At 55.1% G+C, this 20,152-nt stretch carries 17 protein-coding genes; 4 read left to right on the plus strand and 13 right to left on the minus strand.

The genetic code is table 11. From position 1 onward, the window contains the following. The first annotated feature begins 186 nt into the window (after positions 1-186). Positions 187-2,046 (plus strand): ABC transporter ATP-binding protein, encoded by a 1,860-nt coding sequence (locus CKW21_RS17810; protein WP_095195263.1) that lies wholly within the window; start codon positions 187-189, stop codon positions 2,044-2,046. 47 nt (positions 2,047-2,093) lie between these two features. Here the strand turns inward: CKW21_RS17810 and CKW21_RS17815 are convergent, their stop codons facing one another. The 5 genes from CKW21_RS17815 to CKW21_RS17835 all read right to left on the minus strand — a co-directional run bounded on the left by CKW21_RS17815 (position 2,094) and on the right by CKW21_RS17835 (position 7,773). Continuing rightward, positions 2,094-2,900, minus strand: a complete 807-nt coding sequence (locus CKW21_RS17815; RefSeq protein WP_095195264.1) for a lytic transglycosylase domain-containing protein — start codon at positions 2,898-2,900, stop codon at positions 2,094-2,096. A gap of 296 nt (positions 2,901-3,196) precedes the next feature. Beyond that, a complete protein-coding gene (locus CKW21_RS17820) occupies positions 3,197-4,924 on the minus strand; it encodes a type I restriction enzyme HsdR N-terminal domain-containing protein (protein ID WP_095195265.1) in 1,728 nt (575 codons plus the stop codon). Between the two features lie 192 nt (positions 4,925-5,116). Continuing rightward, entirely contained in the window at positions 5,117-5,494 is a 378-nt protein-coding gene (locus tag CKW21_RS17825; RefSeq protein ID WP_095195266.1) for a hypothetical protein, read from the minus strand. 555 nt (positions 5,495-6,049) lie between these two features. Next, positions 6,050-6,499: a hypothetical protein gene (locus CKW21_RS17830; protein ID WP_095195267.1), complete on the minus strand. Its 450-nt coding sequence runs from the start codon at positions 6,497-6,499 to the stop codon at positions 6,050-6,052. Positions 6,500-6,519: 20 nt separating this feature from the next. Beyond that, on the minus strand, positions 6,520-7,773 hold the full coding sequence (locus tag CKW21_RS17835) for a hypothetical protein (RefSeq protein WP_141232987.1): 1,254 nt from the start codon (positions 7,771-7,773) through the stop codon (positions 6,520-6,522). Between the two features lie 656 nt (positions 7,774-8,429). On the opposite strand from CKW21_RS17835, the gene CKW21_RS17840 reads away from it, so the two are divergent. Together CKW21_RS17840 and CKW21_RS17845 are read left to right on the plus strand one after the other, a co-directional pair. After that, on the plus strand, positions 8,430-8,834 hold the full coding sequence (locus CKW21_RS17840; protein ID WP_095195269.1) for a DUF6632 domain-containing protein: 405 nt from the start codon (positions 8,430-8,432) through the stop codon (positions 8,832-8,834). 239 nt (positions 8,835-9,073) lie between these two features. Continuing rightward, positions 9,074-9,694: a tyrosine-type recombinase/integrase gene (locus CKW21_RS17845; RefSeq protein WP_095195270.1), complete on the plus strand. Its 621-nt coding sequence runs from the start codon at positions 9,074-9,076 to the stop codon at positions 9,692-9,694. Positions 9,695-9,917: 223 nt separating this feature from the next. Here the strand turns inward: CKW21_RS17845 and CKW21_RS17850 are convergent, their stop codons facing one another. Then, on the minus strand, positions 9,918-11,783 hold the full coding sequence (locus tag CKW21_RS17850; RefSeq protein WP_095195271.1) for a DUF4209 domain-containing protein: 1,866 nt from the start codon (positions 11,781-11,783) through the stop codon (positions 9,918-9,920). 398 nt (positions 11,784-12,181) lie between these two features. On the opposite strand from CKW21_RS17850, the gene CKW21_RS17855 reads away from it, so the two are divergent. Next, positions 12,182-12,586 (plus strand): hypothetical protein, encoded by a 405-nt coding sequence (locus tag CKW21_RS17855; RefSeq protein ID WP_095195272.1) that lies wholly within the window; start codon positions 12,182-12,184, stop codon positions 12,584-12,586. A gap of 470 nt (positions 12,587-13,056) precedes the next feature. Here the strand turns inward: CKW21_RS17855 and CKW21_RS17860 are convergent, their stop codons facing one another. From CKW21_RS17860 to CKW21_RS17895, 7 genes are all read right to left on the minus strand, one after another. Further along, positions 13,057-13,374 (minus strand): hypothetical protein, encoded by a 318-nt coding sequence (locus CKW21_RS17860; RefSeq protein WP_095195273.1) that lies wholly within the window; start codon positions 13,372-13,374, stop codon positions 13,057-13,059. Between the two features lie 166 nt (positions 13,375-13,540). Further along, entirely contained in the window at positions 13,541-14,428 is an 888-nt protein-coding gene (locus CKW21_RS17865; protein ID WP_095195274.1) for a DUF2950 domain-containing protein, read from the minus strand. Positions 14,429-14,454: 26 nt separating this feature from the next. Further along, complete coding sequence (locus tag CKW21_RS17870; protein ID WP_095195275.1) at positions 14,455-15,912, minus strand: DUF3300 domain-containing protein; 1,458 nt, start codon at positions 15,910-15,912, stop codon at positions 14,455-14,457. 133 nt (positions 15,913-16,045) lie between these two features. After that, entirely contained in the window at positions 16,046-16,720 is a 675-nt protein-coding gene (locus CKW21_RS17875; protein WP_095195276.1) for a MarC family NAAT transporter, read from the minus strand. A gap of 49 nt (positions 16,721-16,769) precedes the next feature. After that, positions 16,770-17,345 carry a hypothetical protein gene (locus tag CKW21_RS17880; RefSeq protein ID WP_095195277.1) on the minus strand — a complete coding sequence of 192 codons (576 nt, stop codon included), beginning with the start codon at positions 17,343-17,345 and terminating at the stop codon, positions 16,770-16,772. 504 nt (positions 17,346-17,849) lie between these two features. Beyond that, positions 17,850-18,983 carry an aminotransferase class V-fold PLP-dependent enzyme gene (locus tag CKW21_RS17885; protein ID WP_095195278.1) on the minus strand — a complete coding sequence of 378 codons (1,134 nt, stop codon included), beginning with the start codon at positions 18,981-18,983 and terminating at the stop codon, positions 17,850-17,852. A 339-nt stretch (positions 18,984-19,322) separates the two neighbouring features. Next, positions 19,323-20,021, minus strand: coding sequence for an ion channel (locus CKW21_RS17895; protein WP_095195280.1), 699 nt, complete (start codon positions 20,019-20,021; stop codon positions 19,323-19,325). Positions 20,022-20,152: the final 131 nt, after the last annotated feature.

Genomic DNA, 20,152 nt, shown 5'->3' on the forward strand with positions numbered 1-20,152 from the left:
AACCCCCTTCGATACTGGCCGATTTATCCCTGCCGACCAGGTCTCTGGCAACGCATGAGAGGCCGCTCCCGGCTACCCAATCCTCAGCGCGACCTGTCAACAGCGCCATTGCTCTAACTTCGCAAAAACCTCAAAGCAACCGTTCAATGGCAGAATCACCTCAACTTGACCGTTTTGGAGAACACCATGCTTCGTGCGTTTGAACGAAGACTCGATCCCTTTCCTCCCGACGAGGTACCACCGCCACCCGAAGGCCTGGCTCGGTTCCTGTGGGCCTGTACGCGGGGCGCCCGCGGTTACATCCTGATGTTTGCGCTGCTCAGTGCCGGCGTGTCGATTTACGAAGCCTGGCTGTTTTCCTTCCTCGGCCAGGTCGTGGACCTGCTCTCGACCTGGCAGGCAGGCGGTGAAGCGGCTGCGCAGGAAAGTCGGGTGTTGTGGGGCATGGGCATCGTCATGGTGACCAGCGTCGGGCTGGTGGCGTTGCGTACCATGGTGCAACACCAGATATTGGCGATTAACTTGCCGTTGCGGCTGCGCTGGGACTTCCATCGCCTGATGCTGCGGCAAAGCCTTTCGTTTTTTTCCGATGAGTTTTCCGGCCGGGTCACGACCAAGGTGATGCAGACGGCGCTGGCGGTGCGCGACCTGTTGTTCACCCTGATCGAGATCGCACCCGGGATCGGCGTGTATTTCATTGCGATCATCGCGCTGGCCGGCGGCTTCGCTTTGAAACTGATGCTGCCTTTCGTTGCCTGGGTCGTGTTGTTCGGGCTGGCCATGGGGTACTTCGTGCCTCGCCTGGGGAAAGTCGGCCAGGAACAGGCCAATGCGCGGTCGATGATGACCGGGCGTATCTCGGACGCCTACACCAACATCACGACGGTGAAGCTGTTCTCCCACTCCAATCGTGAAGCGCACTTCGCGCGTGCGGCGATGGAGGATTTCAAGCAGACCGGCTTTCGCCAGATGCGCCTGGTCAGCCAGTTCGAGATCGTCAACCAGGCGTTGGTGGTGGCGTTGATCATGGCAGCCGGTGGCTATGCGCTGTGGCTATGGCATCAGGGACAGGTCGGCGCGGGTGCCGTGGCGGCCATCACCGCCATGGCGTTGCGTATCAATGGCATGTCGCACTGGATCATGTGGCAAATGACCTCGCTGTTCGAGAGCATCGGCACCGTGCAGGATGGCATGGAGACCCTTACCCGCGGGCCAAAAGTGAAGGACGCGCCGGACGCGGGCGTGCTGGTGACCTCCGGTGGCGCGGTCACCTTCGATAACGTGAGCTTCAATTACAACGGCGAACGCCAGGTGCTCGATGGCCTGAGCCTGAGCATCCGTGCGGGCGAAAAAATCGGCCTGGTCGGCCGCTCTGGCGCCGGCAAGTCCACGTTGATCAACTTGCTGCTGCGCTTTTATGACGTCGACAGCGGGGAGATTCGCATCGACGGCCAAAACATCGCACACGTGACGCAAGACAGCCTGCGCGGCGCCATCGGCATGGTCACCCAGGATACCTCCCTGCTGCACCGTTCCATTCGCGACAACATCGCCTACGGTCGTCCCGATGCGACCGACGCACAAATCCGCAACGCCGCCGCCAATGCCCAGGCCGATGAGTTCATCAGCCAACTGAGCGACCGGCAAGGCCATACCGGCTACGACACCCTCGTGGGTGAGCGTGGCATCAAACTGTCGGGCGGCCAGCGCCAACGCGTCGCGATTGCCCGGGTGATGCTCAAGAACGCCCCGATCCTGCTGCTTGACGAGGCCACCAGCGCGCTGGACTCGGAAGTCGAAGTGGCCATTCAGGAAAGCCTCGATGAAATGATGCAGGGCAAGACCGTGATCGCCATCGCCCATCGACTGTCCACGATTGCGGCCATGGACCGGCTCATCGTCATGGATGACGGCCGCATCATCGAACAGGGCACCCACGCCGAATTGCTCGCGAAGAACGGCGTTTATGCGCGGCTGTGGCAGCATCAAAGCGGCGGGTTCCTGGGGGAGGATCAGGGCGTGGTCGAGGCGATGGATCAGGCGTGAGCGTGATGGCGGTGTATTAATTATTCCGGGTTACGCGCCCTGCGGTACTAGCGATGGTTGCGATAGCGTTCGGTCAAGGACTGCACGCGGTTGACGTAGGATTGCGTCTCGGCGTAGGGAGGTACCCCGTTGTATTCGACCACGGACGCTTCGCCGGCGTTGTAACCTGCCAACGCCAGCATCTGGTTGCCGTTGAAGCGCTTGAGCAGCCAGGCCAGGTAGCGCACGCCGCCACGAATGTTTTGTCGTGCGTCGAACGGATTGTCCACGGCGAAGCGCTCGGCGGTGGCGGGCATCAACTGCATCAGCCCCTGGGCGCCTGCTTGGGAAATGGCGTTGGGGCGAAACGCCGATTCGGCGTGAATCACTGCGCGGACCAGCGCCCTGTCGACACCATAAAGACCTGAAGCGGCTTCGATCTCCCGCCGATAGGATTGAGTGTCCAGGCGCAGCGAGGCGACCTTGAAATCCTTCGGCGCCATGCACAGATAGCAGCCCTTGATGTAATAGAGCTCAAGGACATCGACCCGTGCGGAGATCCCGACGGGGCGCCGGCTCACATATTGACGAATCCCCCGGTGGATGAAGGTGTACACCCGGATCCGCACCGCGCCTGGGTCATCGTCTCGCACAATCCGTGGCTGGGCCAATGCCTTGGCGCCGACACTGGCGTCCGCCATGCCATTGAGGCGAGTGCAGCGGGCGCTGGCGATGGCTTGGCTGGTGTAGCTGATGGCTCCGTCCCTGGCTTGGCACTTGAACATGGCGCTGGCGCACAGTGGAGCGGCCAGCAAGGCCAGCTCGATGCCGCCAAGAAGGCTCTTGCGAGCCCATCGCCATGCTCTGGAACTCATCACATCGCTCCGTGTCGCAGGCGCCGATCAGGCCTGGGGCGCCTGGCCCGGGCGCTGCCTTTGGAGGGCGGGTTGCGGGTGACCGCCTTTTGTTCTGATAGTTATACCCCTTGTAACCGGCCTTGGAACTTGCGTTGACGTACCGGCTGCGGGCGTTCCAAGGCGAGGCGCAAGCCTGATTGCTCGCACGACGCGTCGGGTTGATCAAGTGGGCGTAAAAAGAGGTAGGTTTAAAGAGTGCTCAATGACTGCTTTTGGTCGGTATGGGCAGTATCAATCGGCCACAGCTTTGCGACTCAAGTCTTCGGCTTCCGGTTCCAGTAAGCGTCCCGAAGCGCCGTGAAAAGCGCGACGTCGCCATCGAAGAACCACTTGGCGCTCTCGGTATCCGGCAAGCGCGGCAACTGCGCATCTTGTGCAATCCCCAAAATTTCACGAGCTGCCCACGAACCGCAAGCCGCAATCCGCTGGACGTCGTCGCGGTGATGGGCAAGTACGTACTCGCGCCAATAAGGGATGTCTTTCAAAACGCACAGCACGATGTGACCCAACGAGTCGTAGTCGACCCAGTTGTGCTCCGTCGGATGAACCTCGCCCCCAAGTCCTCGGCCGTCCAGGCTCCTCCAGTAGTCAGCGCCGTCACCGAGCAGCAGACGTTCAGCATTCCATGAGTCATTCAGCAGCGTATGCGCCCGGTTCAAATTGAAGCGGCCACGAAACTGCTGCTTGTCGGCGCACTCGTGCACGAATCGTTCGGTGAGCAGGTGCGCGTGCACGTCGAGCTGCCGGAGGTTATGCCCTTCGGGGGTCGACATGAACTGTGCATAGTCGAACTCATCAAAAAAGTGGCGCACTTGCTGGTGTCGGATATGCCCCAACTTCGATAACGTCGGGATGAGCGCCATCGAAACCTTCGACAGCCTTCGCGCGCAGGCCGCAAATTGGAGCACGGCCCTGAACTCTGGCGCAGCCAGAAAGGCCGTGAGTGAGAGTGCAATAAGTTTCTTGATCGGCGCCTCCAGATTGGCACCGGGTTGCTGGGCACCCAGCCAGGCAGGCATCCAACTGGCCTCACGTCCTGACTTGCCGAACTCGATGAGGGTTCGTAAAGCCTGCGCCACGTAGTGGTCGTTCAAGTTCCCAGGATGGTCCGGAAACATCGCGTACATCAACTCGAACGCGCCCGGCTTCGCCTTGTCCACCAAAGACTTGGCGACAACCCCCAGGCCGGACGCTGTCTGACTCGAAAAGAACTCGGTCGCAACAATGTCTCTGATAGATGCCTGTTCAAGCGCGCTGCGCCACTGCGCGTCTTGATCAGTGGAGGGCTTCACCTTGCGCCAGTTGTCGTACACCTTCGTCCGCGCGTCCTGCACCCGCCGCTGCATGGCATCCGAAAACTCCTCAATTCGGCCAGGCGTCATCTCCAGTTGCAGGACGCGGCTGGCAACCCTGAGCGCGCGGCGCTTCTGGAAGAACCAAGCCTGCCACGGACCGAGTAGAGCCTGAAGCACGTGGAACTGCTCCGGCAGCTTTTTGACCTCCACGCGCGCGGCTGGCTTGGTGACGCTCTCATCGCGGTCGTACACCTCAAAGACTCGCCCGTCGCATAGCACAACGAGAGCAGCGTCGATTTCCGGATGCACCGCATACAGCAGCGCCTGTTGCAGTTCCGCTGAGGTGAATTTCAGCGGCTTGCGCTTAACCTTCTTAGCCTCAATGATCCAGAAGGCTTGTGACCACAAAGTCATTCGGTAGTCGATGAACAAGTCGCCGTCGGCAACCTTCAGGTGCTTTTCACGCTGCGTGGAGAAATAGGTCTCCTTGGCATAGCCCAGGACTCGGATGACGGGGTCAATGATCTCCGCCCGGACGTCTTCCTCCGAATAGGTCGAGACGTCGTACTTCGAAATGCGCTCCAGCTCCGCCGTCTGCTCGGGGGTTAGCGGCCGTGGCGCCTTCGAATGAAGCAGCAACTCGCTGATGTCAGCAGCGGTTTCGATTTGAGGGCGTTTAGTGGTCATTTACATTCTACGAGAGTGGTTAGTATCGAATAGGTGCGGTCGACGGGCACAGAGCCTCGGTCGCACACGGGTGACCGGTTGAATCCACAACCGTTTACTGTCCTTGGCGACAGGCAACAACCGGCCAATAGCAGCCGGTCTCAACCGACGGAGAACAGCCAAAACCGCACACTCATAAGCGTTCGTCATTCTCTACGCAGACTCGTAAGTGAATGGCTCCAGCAAAATTTGAGGTTCGACCCACAACCTTAAACCGTAGGGAATTACCGAATACCCGTCGTATCGCCCAGGGAAAGTATTCGAAGCTGCAAACTCCAGGAATTTACCGCGCTTGTCATCAACAACGCGGATACCGGGGCATCCGAGCATTGTGTATTTGATAATGGGGTTGGGTAGTGAAGCCTCACTCACGTGAATTTCCACATCAGATTCATATTGCCAAATTGTCAATTTCAGTCTGACAGTACCTTGCTCGATAACGTAACGGTGTGATGTTCCGGACTCACCCTCGGAGGGGAAGACGCCGAGTACGGCGATTAGATCAAAAGGATCCCATGTTAAAAGGGGCATAAAGCATCCTTTGCTGACATCACGATGAATTTGATCCCATTCTAATCATCAGCCATCTGTAACGCAGTTTTTCTCCAAGACGTCTTGGCCATAGGCTGGGCAATTTTTCGCAATCCTTCACCAAACGAACATTTGCGATCTGGAGGACTCTACGGTTTTTCCCCTCCGTCCGCTTAGGGTCGTTTGCAGCCGGTCATGAGAGGCAAAAAAAGGCCAAAAGCTGCCAGTCCTGAATCCACGTCTCTGTTGAGGCAGCTGGCTGCTAATCCCGTTTTCAGGACAATTGCATCACGCCTACGGTCTGCCAGTACAGCAAGCCCATGTGAGGGACCGAGACCTTACCTGCACAGGCATGATGGAGCAGGTAGAGAAATCGAGCGGCGCGCCGGATGTCTGTAAGAATTTTAGGCCGCGTCATTCTCTGGCATCTGGACACCGGGAGTGAACTGGGCGTCAACTAGATTTGATGCGTAAACTATTCGAAGTGGCTCTGCACCAAGCGGTACAGCGTCGCCAGATCGCTGTGAAACGTTTCGACTGGAGCAGTCTCGCGGTTTATAGCGGCTTTTCATCCTCTCCCGGTATTTCGGCGCCCTCAGCAGCGAATCTGATGAATCTAACGCTTGGAATTTGATTTTCGATGCTAGTAAGAGAGGTAGACAGCAGAACATCTTCTGCTTGACTAACCTCGACAACTACAGTGATGTTGCTTGTTTCCAAGGCATCCCTGAGGAGTTGAACATTGGGGTTGCGCGCCAACTCTTCAAGTTTCGCGAGAACCTCGTCATGGCGTTGTTTGGCGGCGACCGCAGCCGACTTTCGATAATAGGCCGCAACAGCCTGACCAATAATAAAAAGCACGCCAGAAAGCAGTATTGTTTCTAACGCAAACTGCCTGTTAGACGTTAGTTCTTCAGGGCCTTCCAAAAAGAAATGCTGAATAAACTCATCGCCATTGCGAAATACTTCACTAAACTCCACCATGTTATTTATAGTTACTTGCATTGCCAAGCCCTCAAAAAAGATCAGATGGAATTATTTTGCCGGCGGAGCATTTTTAAAGCATATTCTTGGGGTGACTCAGCATCTAATCCAAGGTATGAGACAGCGGCAGCGACCTTGGCGCATGCGTTGGTTGCGGGGTGATCAAAACTTTGCAAGCGGTCCAACAGCACCGTAGGATGATACGGAAAGTTGCTAGAATTGAGCCCTTTCAGCATGTAAAGCGGTATATAATTGACAAGACACCTAAGATAGTTCTCACAAAGTTGTTTCGACATCATGCAAAATGCGAATCCGTGCATATCATAAATTCTTTTATAGAAAGTTAGACCACGCCCATATGGTGAATCCATGTCAGCTATGGCTGCCGCTATTTTAATAGGCAGCTGACTTATTGCTTCTTCCGGAGTCATAGCGAAATGTATTGAACATAACGGGACTTTTGAAATAATGTCTAGCGACAAGAAGCTGTGAAGCTCGGCCATTCCCTCATCAGTAGTCAACAGATGAAAGTTAAAAACGCTTTTTTTTCGAGCCGAGAGAGCGTGGACCTGCTTACTCATCTGATCTGACATAACACCTGCTCGAAAAAAAGCGACGTTGGCTACCACTTCTGCACTGTAGCCATCGAGGCGCTCGATCGCCGCTGCAGTTTGATAGCCAGCGAATAGATGATCAATGCGCTGATGATCGTTCGCGCTGGTATCGAAGGCGTGGCGGTGTTGCGCAAGTATCGCGCACAAATCAGGTTTGAGACGTAAGGGTTGATAGTGTTTGGAAATTTCATACTCGACTACGTCCTTCGGACTTATATTCGCTGCGACATAGCTTTCGTCCAAAATCCGTTCGTTAAGTATCATGCCGATTTGTATGTGCATTAGCTGGTTATCGACGGCTTTCTCAATCGCTAAAAAACCAACATCCAAGTCTTCTGGGGGAAGCTGTGTGCCAGTTATCTGAAGGCAGGTATTTTTTATATATTCAGGCAGCTCGCCCTGATTATTGACCACGTAGACATTGAACGACCATTCAGACTTCAACTTATCCAGAATCTTCTGGTGATACTGTTCAAGTACATTCCCAATTAAACCTGGATGCGTCAACAAGGTTGCGAACGTTGGCAAACGCAAAAAAAGTGCCTTATTAGATACTTCCATTATTCCTGCAGGTAATGTGGACGCCCCTCGAGGCCAACCTGGAGCGATCGGGCAATAAAACTCAACAACAGGGGCAAGCGATCCCACAATAGGGTCTAGCTCGGAGTCTGGTCGGCTCATATGTTAGCTCCATGACTTCGCGTTGTTGTTGCCGCATGCAGTCATCCGTCCTCGGAACTGGCGAACATTCTGCATAACGAATCGTCAAAAGCGTATCAGGCCTTCACTATTTTTTTTCTAAGGGTAATCATAGACGCGATTCCGGAGGCGGTGCTCATTTTCTAAGGCGGTACCTAATACTCATGGATTTCGGCAGTGAAGCGGTGAAAAGCTTCGGAGCTGGCCGAGTCGACATCGCACTCGCAGTCTACCGACGCCGTAGGCGCAAAAACGCTCGCAACAAAATAGCCGTCGAACCACTCCCTTGAGATCGTCATCTGCTGACCGATCAGTTCTTGCAAAACGTACTTGATGTCGGCGGTTGATGCCGCGTGCGGGTGATGTAGGTGCTCGTCGCAGGGTGCTATCGGCCAGAAGCAGCCGGTGGACGGAGCGATAGCAAATGAGTAGCTATGCTTGGTCTACTGCCGGTACTGATTGAGCAGATTGAGCTTTCCGTCCATGGTGTATAAACCCGTTCAGCGGTCACCCGACTGTCACAATGCCCAGCCTAGTCAGGATAGACGACAGAACAAGGAATGTTATCCACCAAGCCCGTGAAGGCGTTATCACCCACTTGGGGTCTATTTAGAGTTAGGCCCAAAGAGGAGTCCGCCATGACCGTAGTCGATCGCCTCAGGTATTTGCGCGTCGTTCTAGTTTTGGCTGGCCTCGCGTGCCTTGCTCTCTACCCACTTATGTTGTTCTGGCCGTCCGGCTGGGCCTGGCACGTCGGTCACTCGGACTACCCGATGATGATCGTTGGCATATACGCCACACTTGGCGTGTTCTTGATCCTGGCCGCACGTGATCCATTAGCCAATCTGAGCCTAATCTGGTTCACCGTGTGGTCTAGCGCCGTACACGGAGGAATCATGGCCGGCCAGGCGGTCACCCAGCCGGGGCAAATGGGGCACTTGGCAGGTGACGTGCCGGCGCTCTTCATCGTGGCGGTTGTCTTGGCCATCTTGACGCCCCGCTCGCAATTGGCCGCTCGGCCCCGGACACACAATGGGGCCTAAGAGCAGGTTTGACTGTCAGGGTCGAGACGAAAATCGCGTTTCTACGCAAATTTTTGGTCTGGTGATCAACCAACGCCGACAGATTTTACGTAGCAACGCAGTCTTCAAGAATGTGCCCGCGTTTTTTCACAGCGTGGGGCGTTTTCTGCCTGTCACGACTGACCGGTTTGGGTCGATTAGCGACCACTACGCAATGCGATTGATCCACCCTTGTCCTCCCTCAACCTGGAGGACAAGCCATGAACACTATTGCTTTACATCGCCGTCAGCCTTGGAACAAGGGAAAGCTTGTAGGGCAGAAAGCCCCGCTCCGAGTCAGAGATATCTGGGCTATTCGGGTCAGGCTTCAGCTCGCGGAGAAGACACGGGATCTGGCTCTCTTCAACTTGGCCATCGACAGCAAACTGCGTGCCTGTGACTTAACCAAACTGCGAGTACGTGACATTGCGCATGGAAAGCATGTTTCGTCACGGGCCATCGTGATGCAGCAGAAAACTCAGCATCCAGTGCAGTTTGAAATTACTGAGCAAACACGAACAATTCTGGAGGCTTGGATGCGTCAGGCGCATCTTCGCAGTGAGGACTTTCTGTTCCCGACGCGTTTGCACGGATCAGATCATCTCTCTACCAGGCAATACGCTCGAATAGTCAAAGCATGGGTAACAGCCATTGGACTTGACCCGACGATGTACGGTACCCACACGCTACGGCGAACCAAGGCTTCGTTGATCTATCGCAGGACCAAGAACTTGAGGGCAGTCCAACTCTTGCTTGGTCATACGAAGCTCGAAAGCACTGTCAGGTACTTGGGCATCGAGGTAGACGATGCTCTAGAAATGGCAGAGCAGACAGAAGTCTAATCATCCACTGCGACGGTCGAGCCCAGACCGTCGCTTTCCGACCCAAAGCTGCCGGTGCCGAACAGCAGCGATTGGCCAGAAGCGGACGCGCACTTCATCTTGGCACTCTGTACTGCTACCCAAAGCACCATCTCGTCGACGTCGCTGATTGCACCTTGCTGATCACTGGTAGTGTGAATCCGCAGAGAGTGACTGCGAATTCACAGCTGGGGCCTGTCGTTTTTTAGTGAACTACTTCTTGGATTGCCGGCTGAATGTGAGTTCCCCAAAGTTTCACGAGAGGGCTACAAGTGATGTGAAACATTAGCCAGCATGCGTAGATGCAAGGGGCGCTGTAGCAGTTGCTAGCAGTGAGTTTGCCGTGAGCCATTTCGTGCCTCAGCATAGGCCCGCCCTTTAGGTTGAAAAGCAGATGGAACATGTATGCTATGTCCTTGCCGAATGCCTGCTCTAACTCATCTTTACGGTTCGAGTACATTTGACTGAGAGACTGGTCTTCCTGCGTAAGGTTAACATTGAGCTTTGCTGTTCTGGCGCCCCGGTTAGTAAGCACGTATCGGAGAGAGTTTTCCAATTGTGGAATGAGTGCATGAACAGCAGAAACCATGTCTCCTTGAATCATTCGAGCGAAACCCAGTGCAAAAATTGCCTCGTGCCCTGGTGGTACGAAAGCACTGTGGGAAACGAGTGGCTCCAAATGTCTCTCGTCGATGCACTCGTACTGAGTCATGGTGATGCATGCAGGCTTAATGAAGGCTTCGGTTTCAACATGATAGTGGAACCCAACTTCTGTGAGGGCTTCATGATCGAACCACTCTTCAGAAGGCTTGTCTCCGAAACCAGCTGATGGAGATTGAGCAATCATCTTTCCTTGCTGGTCGGAATAACTTTTCCCCATGCTTGAAGATAGAAAGTATTTATTTTTCTTTTGGAGGCAGTTTTTATGTAGCGCGATTTTCTCTGGTGGCCTCGAAGCAAATGCAAGTCGGTACAGCATTTCGTGAACTTCCAGGCCCTCGAATTCATCAACCGTTGCCTGTCGTGCGTCAGTTAGGTCTACGGGTATGCTGAACTCGCCCAATTCCGATAGCGAGTCTTCCTCAAATTGCTGTAACTCTAGCTTTAGCTCATTGATTCGCTCATTCATGCCACCAATAGATCTTAGCTCACCAATCGCTTCTCTTGTCCATGATGCTTTAGCCATATTTGAGTCGATTGCATCCCTCATTCTTAGTGTCTGGTCAACAGCGTTTACCTTGCACTGGGCCGAGGCTTCTTTGTCGCCTACTTTGGAATATGCATAAGCGGCATACAGCCAAACTTTTTTCACTGCTTCTGCGTATTGTTTGTCCTTGGTAGCTGTAGCCATTGACTCTGCATCATTTGCTATATCTCCCCATTCAAGCAAATCGAAGCTCTGACCTAGAGAGGAAAGCCTATGGAAAGAAATCAAATTTAGTTTGTCTTTTGTGATCTCATACGCTTTTGCGAACATCTCTTTTGCATAATCCGGAATAGCCTTTCTCTTCCCGGTTGAAGCGTATATCGCAAATGCTCGCTCAATAAGATCAACAACCTTTGAAGGGACTTCGAAATCTGATTCGTATTGATACAGCAGGCCTCCAGTGAAGAACAGGCTCACGGCATCAAGGTACGAGGTAGACGCAATCTCCGCCATTCTGTGAAGCTTTCTATTCGTGTACCAGCAACTGTCTGCGATTCGCGCACGAAGCAATGGATGGTCGATATGGTCAGTGACTTGCGTCAAAGCGTCTTGCTGCTCACCTATGTAATCACTTGGTATTAGTGTCCTCCGACCATCCATGATCATTTGAGGACTAAACGCGTCAGCCCTGTTGGGGTTGAAGTGGTAACTGCAAATCACAGCAAGCACGCTGTAGGCACGTCCGGCAGCGGCCTCTCCCAAATCTTTGGCATCTTGAGCCGCCCTTTGGAATACATCCTGCAATGTATGGAAGTGGAGGGTGTTCGTTAGGGTAAGGATGGACGAAAGACTGACGTGCTCAAAGTCATCTACGGTCGCCACGTCCATCACGGGTTGGTTTTCCTTCTGATCCTGCTCACCCACGTTCAAATCCTCCACGATTCAAGGTGGAGTCAGCTTATCCGAATTCGCGGTGGTAGCCACGAGCCACTGAACGGCCCTCTGTAGGGATCTATAGGCAGTGGCAGTCGTTAGTGCCAGGGCGGAAGGGGTTCAGATGGCTGTCGAAGGCTTCTGTCCAAAACCAGTCATTCCACGCCCCCCCGCGAAGGGGCGTTAGCAGCCATTTACGAACAGCTACATTCGACCCATTGCAGACGTTCGCGACAGACAGCTACTGGGCAGTTTCTGTCTATGGGGCCGCAGCGTTTTATGGTTCTAGGATTTACCGCTCAATCCGCCATTTTTCTCATAACGGCTGATCACAAGGCATAATGGGGGGTAGAAGCCGTCCTTCTGGAAATAAATACATGAGATAAATTATGAGCGATATAACTTCCGAGATAGTTAAGTGGCTAACAGAAAAGCATTCGACAGGCGTCCGCTCAATTTATGGTTTTGAGTCCGTCTTGGTGATCGCTGTGGGTATCGGCGCTATGGTCAGTGCAAAGTCGCTTGTCGCAAAACGGAATGCGCTTAAAAAGCGGATGACTGGTGATTTGTCCGAGACCCACTTAATCGCAACTTTACGAGCAGAAGAAGCTGGAGAAACAGTTATATATGTCGCAACGCTGGGCAGTACCAGCGAAGGGCTCACTGTTATGATTGTTCGCGAAGCTGGACCGGATCGTGTGAAATCATCCAGCCCTTCAATGCGATCACTGGATGAGGTTGACGCTTGGTTGACAAGCAGCACCCCATTTATTCTTGCTGACTTTAGGAATTGAAACGACTGTAGTGCGCTGGTGGTGGAAGGTTGCTTTCGACCCGTTGCAGCCACTCCCAAACGCTCAAACACGCATTCTCGGTTAAGGGAGCGAATGACTTGAGTCGCCTGTCAGGCACGGAGCTGGTCGAATAGCTTTTGCAAAAAAACATCACCCGCCACTGAGTCTGAAAGCAAGTAATGCCCAGACCAACTGTCCCAGCCAGCTACGAGGCTGAATTCAGAACACTGGAAATTTTGGTGAATTTTTTCATCAAGGCCTGTGACGGGTGAACCCGATCGTTTGAACCCTCGGAGTTTGATCAGGTTTTCAGCTAGCGATGACCAGCAAGAGTCTGACACCTCGTTGAAACAGAGTGTCAGATACCCGTTAGCTGCCGTGTCGAGAGTTGGGTTCATCTATTACCGTCTATGGGTTGACGCGAAGGGGATGCGCAAGCACGGCTGCGAGCGCGTTTGTTAAGTGCCTGATCAAGCTTGAGAACATTTTATTGCGTTGGCGAGCTGCTCGGCTTTGTCGCGTAACTCAATGAATTTTTCGTTCAACTCGACATGACCAGGTTTCCAGGAAAGGGTGCCATCGACATAGTTTTGACCAAGAATGAGATCATTGAGTGAGCCCATTCCGCCATAGGCTGACAGAAGGTACTCAATCCCTGAGAAATCAGAACCCAGCAATCGTGCTCTTGCCTTATGCATCCAAGCGCTCCAGTGGGTATCTCCATCGCTTTCAAGCACGGCTGCAAGCTGATCAAGAATGAAAATCAGCTCTTCGGTTTTCGGTCCCATTTTTTGATATCGTCCAAAGTGAAACGCGGCATAAGCGGGATGATCCGTTTTACTTGCCCGCTAGCTGCATAAGCTACTGTTTCGCCTGTAGGGTGTCCACGGGCCGCTCCTGGCCGGTAGCTTCAAACATGTCCTTGACTGCCCGCCAGCGCAATCAACGCAAATCCTACGGCTTCTGATCTTCGGTGACCTCCTGCCAGCTGTCATCGGGATCAAACCGTTTCATCGACTGTGCGAGTTTATAACCCTCGGGTCCCAGGTCTTTCTCGAACACCTGGCCCTCATGGCTGATCATGAAACTCATCACCCCGGTGTCATCGTATTTCGCCGGCCAGGCAATGAGGGCAAAGCCACGGCTCATCTTGTCGCCGATGAGGTAGCTGTAGGCGCCGCCGGGTGCGGAGGGGCCTTGTCCGTCGAGGATTCGGAAGTGGTAACCATGCCAGTCTTCATCGGCGATGGCTTTGCCGAACAGCGGCCCCAATGGACTGATTTGACCGCTGTCGTCGTCCGCCCAATAAAGTCCGTCGTGCTTGCCGGGAGTGCTGAAGATTTTCTGCGCATATTCAAGGGCACCGTCCCCGTCACGGTCCACTGACGCATAGTCCATCTGGGCGTCGTGATAGGTCAGTACCGATTGCACCGCGGCCAGTTCGTTGCTGCCGATTCGCCGTGTACGGATTTCGGCGCTACCGGCCTTCATGTCGAAGCGCCAACCCTTTTCGGCTTTTACCAGGGGTATCGGCAGTGTCCAGTGGTCACTGCCCACCGACAGGACAGCTTTTCGCTCACTGGTTTTTTCGATGGCATGTTGCTCGCGGTAAAGCTTCAAAAACGCATCCACGTCACTGCGCTGGACGCCACCTCGCGGGATGAAACTGCGCCAGTCTTCACCCAGCAGCTGCGTCAGGCGTTCCTGATCGGCGTGTTTAGTACCCAGTGCTTCGACGAACGCCTGGGCAGCCTTTTCCGGGGTTGGAAATGCCTGCTGTGCCGTCGCCACGCATGACCATGCCAGGCTGCCGATCATCAGGATAAGAGGTAGCAGGCCCATGAATGCATTCTCTTGAAGATGGTTTTTCAACGCCGGCCCCCCCCTCTTTGGCGCATGGGAGGACTGGACGGCCTGCTGATCTGGTGACCGGCGGATCGCGCTGCGCTGGGGCGCATGGCGGATGCCTGGCTGGTACGGCCACGCAGGGCCTGTGCGTTCGATCGGGACGGCGAGCGTGCGCCGGCGAATGCGTTATTGCGGGCGCTGCCGGCACTGGCCGTCGGGCGTTTTTGCGTTCCCTGGCGCGCCTGGGATTCCTGACGGCGCTGACTGGTCTGGGCGGTCTGTTGCCTGGGCTGCTGATTTTCCCGGATGTTTCTGCCCGTGCCTTGGCTCCTGTCAGACGCCTTCGGTCTGTCTGCCCCGGCTTGCATGCGATTACCGACTGAGGGTTCGGACTGCGCTCTGCGCGCTTGATCACGGGCCTGACGATTGGTGTTGGCGGGTCGCTCGATACCGTGTCTGTCCATTGAACTGCGGGCTTTTTCTCGCGCCTGGGCGCGTTGGGCATTATCCCCGCGAAATGCCTCACGTTGATTGGCACCGTCCAGTTGCCGGCCGTACTGCTGACGGCTCCTGCTGTCTCGATAGGGAACGCCATCGCGATGAATGGAATTGTGCTCCCACTTGTTCTGGTTCCGGTTGATCTGGGTGTTGCGATTGATGTTGTTGTAGCGGTCGACATCGATGTCGATGTCGTTGTTGTCCCAGTCACAGTCCCCCCACAACGAGGCGACGATCGCCACGCCGGTGCCGAACGCCAGCCCGGCCATCAAGGCTGATCCGGGGTAATACGCAGGGGGCGGTGGATAGTAGACGGGCGGCGAAGCAGGGTAGGCCCAGGTGCCATAGGTCGTGGTCGGATTGTAAGTGGGGACGTACACCACCTGCGGGTCGGCAGGCTCGATGACGATGGTGGTGGAGCTGCTGGCGGGGGCAGGGGCCTGGGCCTGGGCTGCCGGTGCCGTCTGAACCGTCACGTTCTGGTATTGGTTGCTCTGCAGGTTGCCTGCTGCCTGCGCCTGATGACGCAAGCGTTGCACGCCGTTCATGACATCGTCGGGTTGCGCCAGAAAGGCATCGCCCAGGCGTTGCACCCAGACGGGGTCCTGTCCGAGCGTTGCCAGGACCTGTGGGAACGCGACCAGCGCCTGTACGCTCGGGTCCCAGGTCTGGCTCGACACTTGTTTGACCGCATCATCGCCCTTGGCGTCCGGATGGGCTTTGGACCAGGTGACCGCCTCGGCGATTTCCCCGGGGTAGGTGCTGGCCATCAGCACCTGTGCCAACAGTGGGTCCGGGTAGAGCGCAATGGGCGCCAGCATCTGGTCCAACTGCTCCTCGGTAAACACCACCTCTTTGGCCGGTGCCGCTTGGGGCGCCGTATCGGCAGCGTTGGCGGGTCCCTGCGGCGACTGCGCCAGGCAAGAAAATCCACTTAGAACCAGTACAACAGAGACTGCGTAAAGTAGAGAAGTGCGCATCGCCCCACCTCATGTGGTCAGGCAGGCTTGAGAAGGCTGGATCAATGTCAGGGAGTGAAAACAGCCGACCTCGATGACAAAACTAAGGGTAGCAGACCCCCACGGTTTAGCCGCCCGCAGCCTGTAGATTGAGCTACTGAGGTCGGGGTAGATGAAAGTTGTTATCAATGATGGTTTGTACGATCTCCACCGAACCGTTTATGGCGAACTGAGCACCCATGCAGACGAGTAGAAAGCCCATCAGGCGTGATATCGCATCTATGCCTGATTCCCCTGTTATTTTCATGATTAATCCTGAGCTGCGCAGGCAGATCCAGAGAATAATCGCAGTCAACAAGAAGATTAACGGCGGTGCGGTTAATAGCACCCAGGCTGGAAATAACGTGCTGTGTTTGATGGTTGCCGAAGAGCTGATAATCATCGCGATGGTTCCTGGCCCGGCCGTACTGGGCATGGCCAGCGGAATGAAGGCGAAACTGGCCTGTTCCTTTGGGTTGTTGACGGCGGCAGAAGCCTGGACGGGCGGCGGGAAGAGCATCTTCAAACCCATGATCATGAGAATACCGCCGCCGGCCATTCGCAATCCCGGAATGGAAATGTTGAAAGCGTCCATCACAAACTCACCTATGTAATAGGTCAGTGCCATGATGAGAAAAACATAGAGCGAAGTTGCAAGCGCCTGTCTGTTTTTTTCTTTTTGGGTAAGGCCTTTGCTCAGGGCGATAAATAACGCCACTGTTGTAGGCGGATTGGTCAGTGGCAGTAACGCCAGTAATCCAAGCGCGATAGCATTCAACAAATCTGTCATATCGAAGCGTCCGCAGCAGCCTTTTTCAAGGCCTTTGCTTGTCAGGCACCTAACGCGAGGTTTTGATCTTCATGACCTCGGTGTAGATGGCATTGATCGTCTGACCCACCTGAAGCTTCTTCATTCGTTCCTGAAGCTGCGGGTCCTCGACCTTCAGGACGGTCAGTTCGCCTTCCGGCGGAAGCAAGGTCACTTCATGCTTTTTCAAGTCAATGCGAGTGATCTTTGACGTGACCTTGACCCGGCGAACCGCCTCACCGCCCGGATCAGGATTGTCCTGGGTGGCACGGACAACCACGGATTCATTGCTGACCCCTGGTGCAGCGTCGACATTCGTGTCGAGCACATAGGCGACCGTGCGAACAACGTGGATATCGACCTTGTCGCCAACTTTCAGATTGCTCAGGGTCTTGGCTTTTTCCGTGAGCTGGATGGACACCGGGTTTTTGTTGGCGTCTTCTATGGTGACCTGATGATTCGCCGGATCAACGGCCAGCACCCGGGTGACGATGTGACCTTCCATGGAGTGGCTACCCAATGGCACCTCGGCTGCATGGGCCGCAAAGCCGATCGCGGCCATGATCGAGGCAAGGACAACAACGGTAAGGGAGGGAATCGGTTTCATGGGCCTGTTTTTCTTTTGTTGGCAGGTAGAACAGCGCTATGGATTACCGGTGGGCGCGTTTTGCACACAGGTCAAAGCATAGACATTGATTGCCGGGGTGCCCCATCACGGTGTCGATCGGGGCTGTTCGCCTGTTTCCGAGGGCGGCTACTGTTCAGGGGCGCAGGGATTGAGCTTCAAGAGAGGTTTGAGGTGAGCATGCACGGACATGCATGACAGTCGGTCCTTGCCCGCAGGTGGCAATCGGCTGCGGATTCAACCGGTCGCCATCGTCGGCTTTGGCTCGATCCAAGTCATACAGCCGCCGATCATCCGCCCGGTGAAAGGCTTCGTTGGAAGCCTTTTCTGATAGCGCTGAAGGGTGCACGTGTCGGTAAGACGCGTGCACGGGCTTTCCCTCATGGTTCTGACATGACGTCCGGGCGACCAGCGTCATATTCGTCGACGATCAGCGCCATGGGCCGACAGTGCCCAGGGCGGGATGCGTTCCTGGAATTCACAAGCTTAGTTAACCATCACCTCGTCCAGTGCCTGCTCCAGAATGCTGACCGTGCGCTCGATATTGTGCAGCTTTTCGAGTCCGAACAGACCGATGCGGAAGGTCTGGAAGTCGGCCGGCTCGTCGCATTGCAACGGCACTCCGGCGGCGATCTGCAGGCCGTGGCTGGCAAATTTCCTGCCGCTCTTGATGTCGGCATCATCGGTGTAGCTCACCACTACGCCAGGGGCCTGAAAGCCGGCTGCGGCCACGCTTTTGATGCCTTTGCCGGTCAACATTGCGCGCACCCGATCGCCCAGAACCTGTTGTTCGCCGCAGACCTTGTCGAAACCATAGGCTTGCGTCTCTTTCATCACGTCGTTAAATCGCGCGAGGGAATCGCAGGGCATGGTCGCATGGTAGGCATGTCCGCCCTGTTCGTAGGCCTGCATGATCTGCAGCCACTTTTTCAGGTCGCAGGCGAAGCTGCTGCTCTGCGTCTGTTCGATGCGCTCGAGGGCCAAGGAACTGAGCATGACCAGGGCGCAGCAAGGGGAGGCGCTCCAGCCTTTCTGCGGTGCGCTGATCAGCAGGTCGACGGCGCATTTGTGCATATCAACCCAAAGCGTACCCGAGGCGATGCAGTCCAGCACGAACAGGCCACCCACCGCATGCACGGCGTCGCCGACGGCCCGCAGGTACTCGTCGGGCAGGAGAATCCCTGATGAGGTTTCAACGTGAGGAGCGAAGACAATCTGCGGCTTGTGCGCCGCAATGGCTGCCAGCACTTCGTCCAGCGGGGGTGGGGCGTAGGCAGCCTGGCGACCGGTGTCGACCGGTCGGGCTTTGAGCACCGTGGTGGCCGCCGGGATGTTGCCCATCTCAAGGATTTGGCTCCAGCGATAACTGAACCAGCCGTTGCGTATCACCAGGCATTGCTGGTCGGTGGCAAACTGTCGCGCCACCGCTTCCATGCCGAATGTGCCGCTGCCCGGGACCACCGCAACAGCCTGGGCGTTGTAGACCTCTTTCAGGGTCCTGGAAATGTTCTTCATCACGCCTTGAAATGACTGCGACATGTGGTTGAGCGAGCGGTCGGTGTAGACCACTGAGTACTCGACCAGCCCTTCGGGATCGATACTGGGATATAGCTTTGACATAGGTGACTCCTTTGGCAGAGATCTCAGTGGTATCGACCCTGCCCTAAGGCTTGGCAAAAGACAAGATTGCTCGGGATTGAATGACGACTTCGGTCGAGCGGCCGCACCTGTCTTTGAAATACAAAACGCCCGATGCAATGCATCGGGCGTTGGGTTGAAACGGGTGTAAACCTATTTCAGGACTAGACAAATGAATAAATCCGTCCCCTTTTTGCGATGCTCCTTTTGGTGCAGTAGAAAGCCGTACGGGGCGTATCTGCAAAGTTCTGCCAGGCGTGTAAAGGATCGATTATGGGGAGTGATCACTAATGCCCGGAGGCGACTCAGCCAAATCGAGCGTCATTTAGTCTGATTCGACGGATAAATACCGGCTAGCCGCGCGATTACAACACCCACGTAAAAGACGCCCGAAAATTCTTCGACCATCACAAGTGAGCGGGCGTGGTTGGTCAATGGGATAATCTCACCGTAACCGGTGGTCGTGAGCGTCGTGAGGCTAAAATAGATCAGTTTGAAGAAAGTGCCGGGCTGTCTGAAGTCGAGGAGGTCAGGGCCGAATGAGCCAGCGGCGGATATCTCGACCAGGGCATAGATGAAGGACCAAACGAAGGCCAACATGATGTAACCCGCAAGCGCGCCATGCAGCTTGTCGGCTGTAATTGGCCCGCGCTTGAGAATATAGCGAAGCACTCCGCTAAACGAGACGGTAAGAGACGCCGCATACAATATCCCGGCAAAGAAAAGAATCGCGATACTTTCAGCCCACAGCGCCGACCATTGAAGGCCAACTCCAAGCAACGCCAGGCCCAGTTTGAGGATGCCCCCCCACCGAGTCTGCCTGGTGGCGAAAGCGCCCACGAGCAGCACGATTGAAAACAGAATGCCGAGCAACGTGCGAGCAAATAGACCTTCCTCAAGAAAGGGAAACAGAAGGATCAATCCTAGTAAAAGCAGCAATAGATAGGTGCAGGGTCCTCGCCCTATTACCAACTGAGCTAAATCCTCGTCGGATTCGGTCTTATTTTGCGGATTTTTCATACCGGTTTCCCAGAGGCTGAAATAAAGCTCGAGAACTGACGTTGCACGGTTGAAATTTGACCTGGCTTTAGAAGAGTCGGCAGTGAAATTCTAGTCGCGAATGCATGTGAGAGGATCCAGCCAGACCGCAT

The organism is Pseudomonas sp. Irchel 3A7 (genome assembly GCF_900187565.1).
GTDB lineage: Bacteria > Pseudomonadota > Gammaproteobacteria > Pseudomonadales > Pseudomonadaceae > Aquipseudomonas.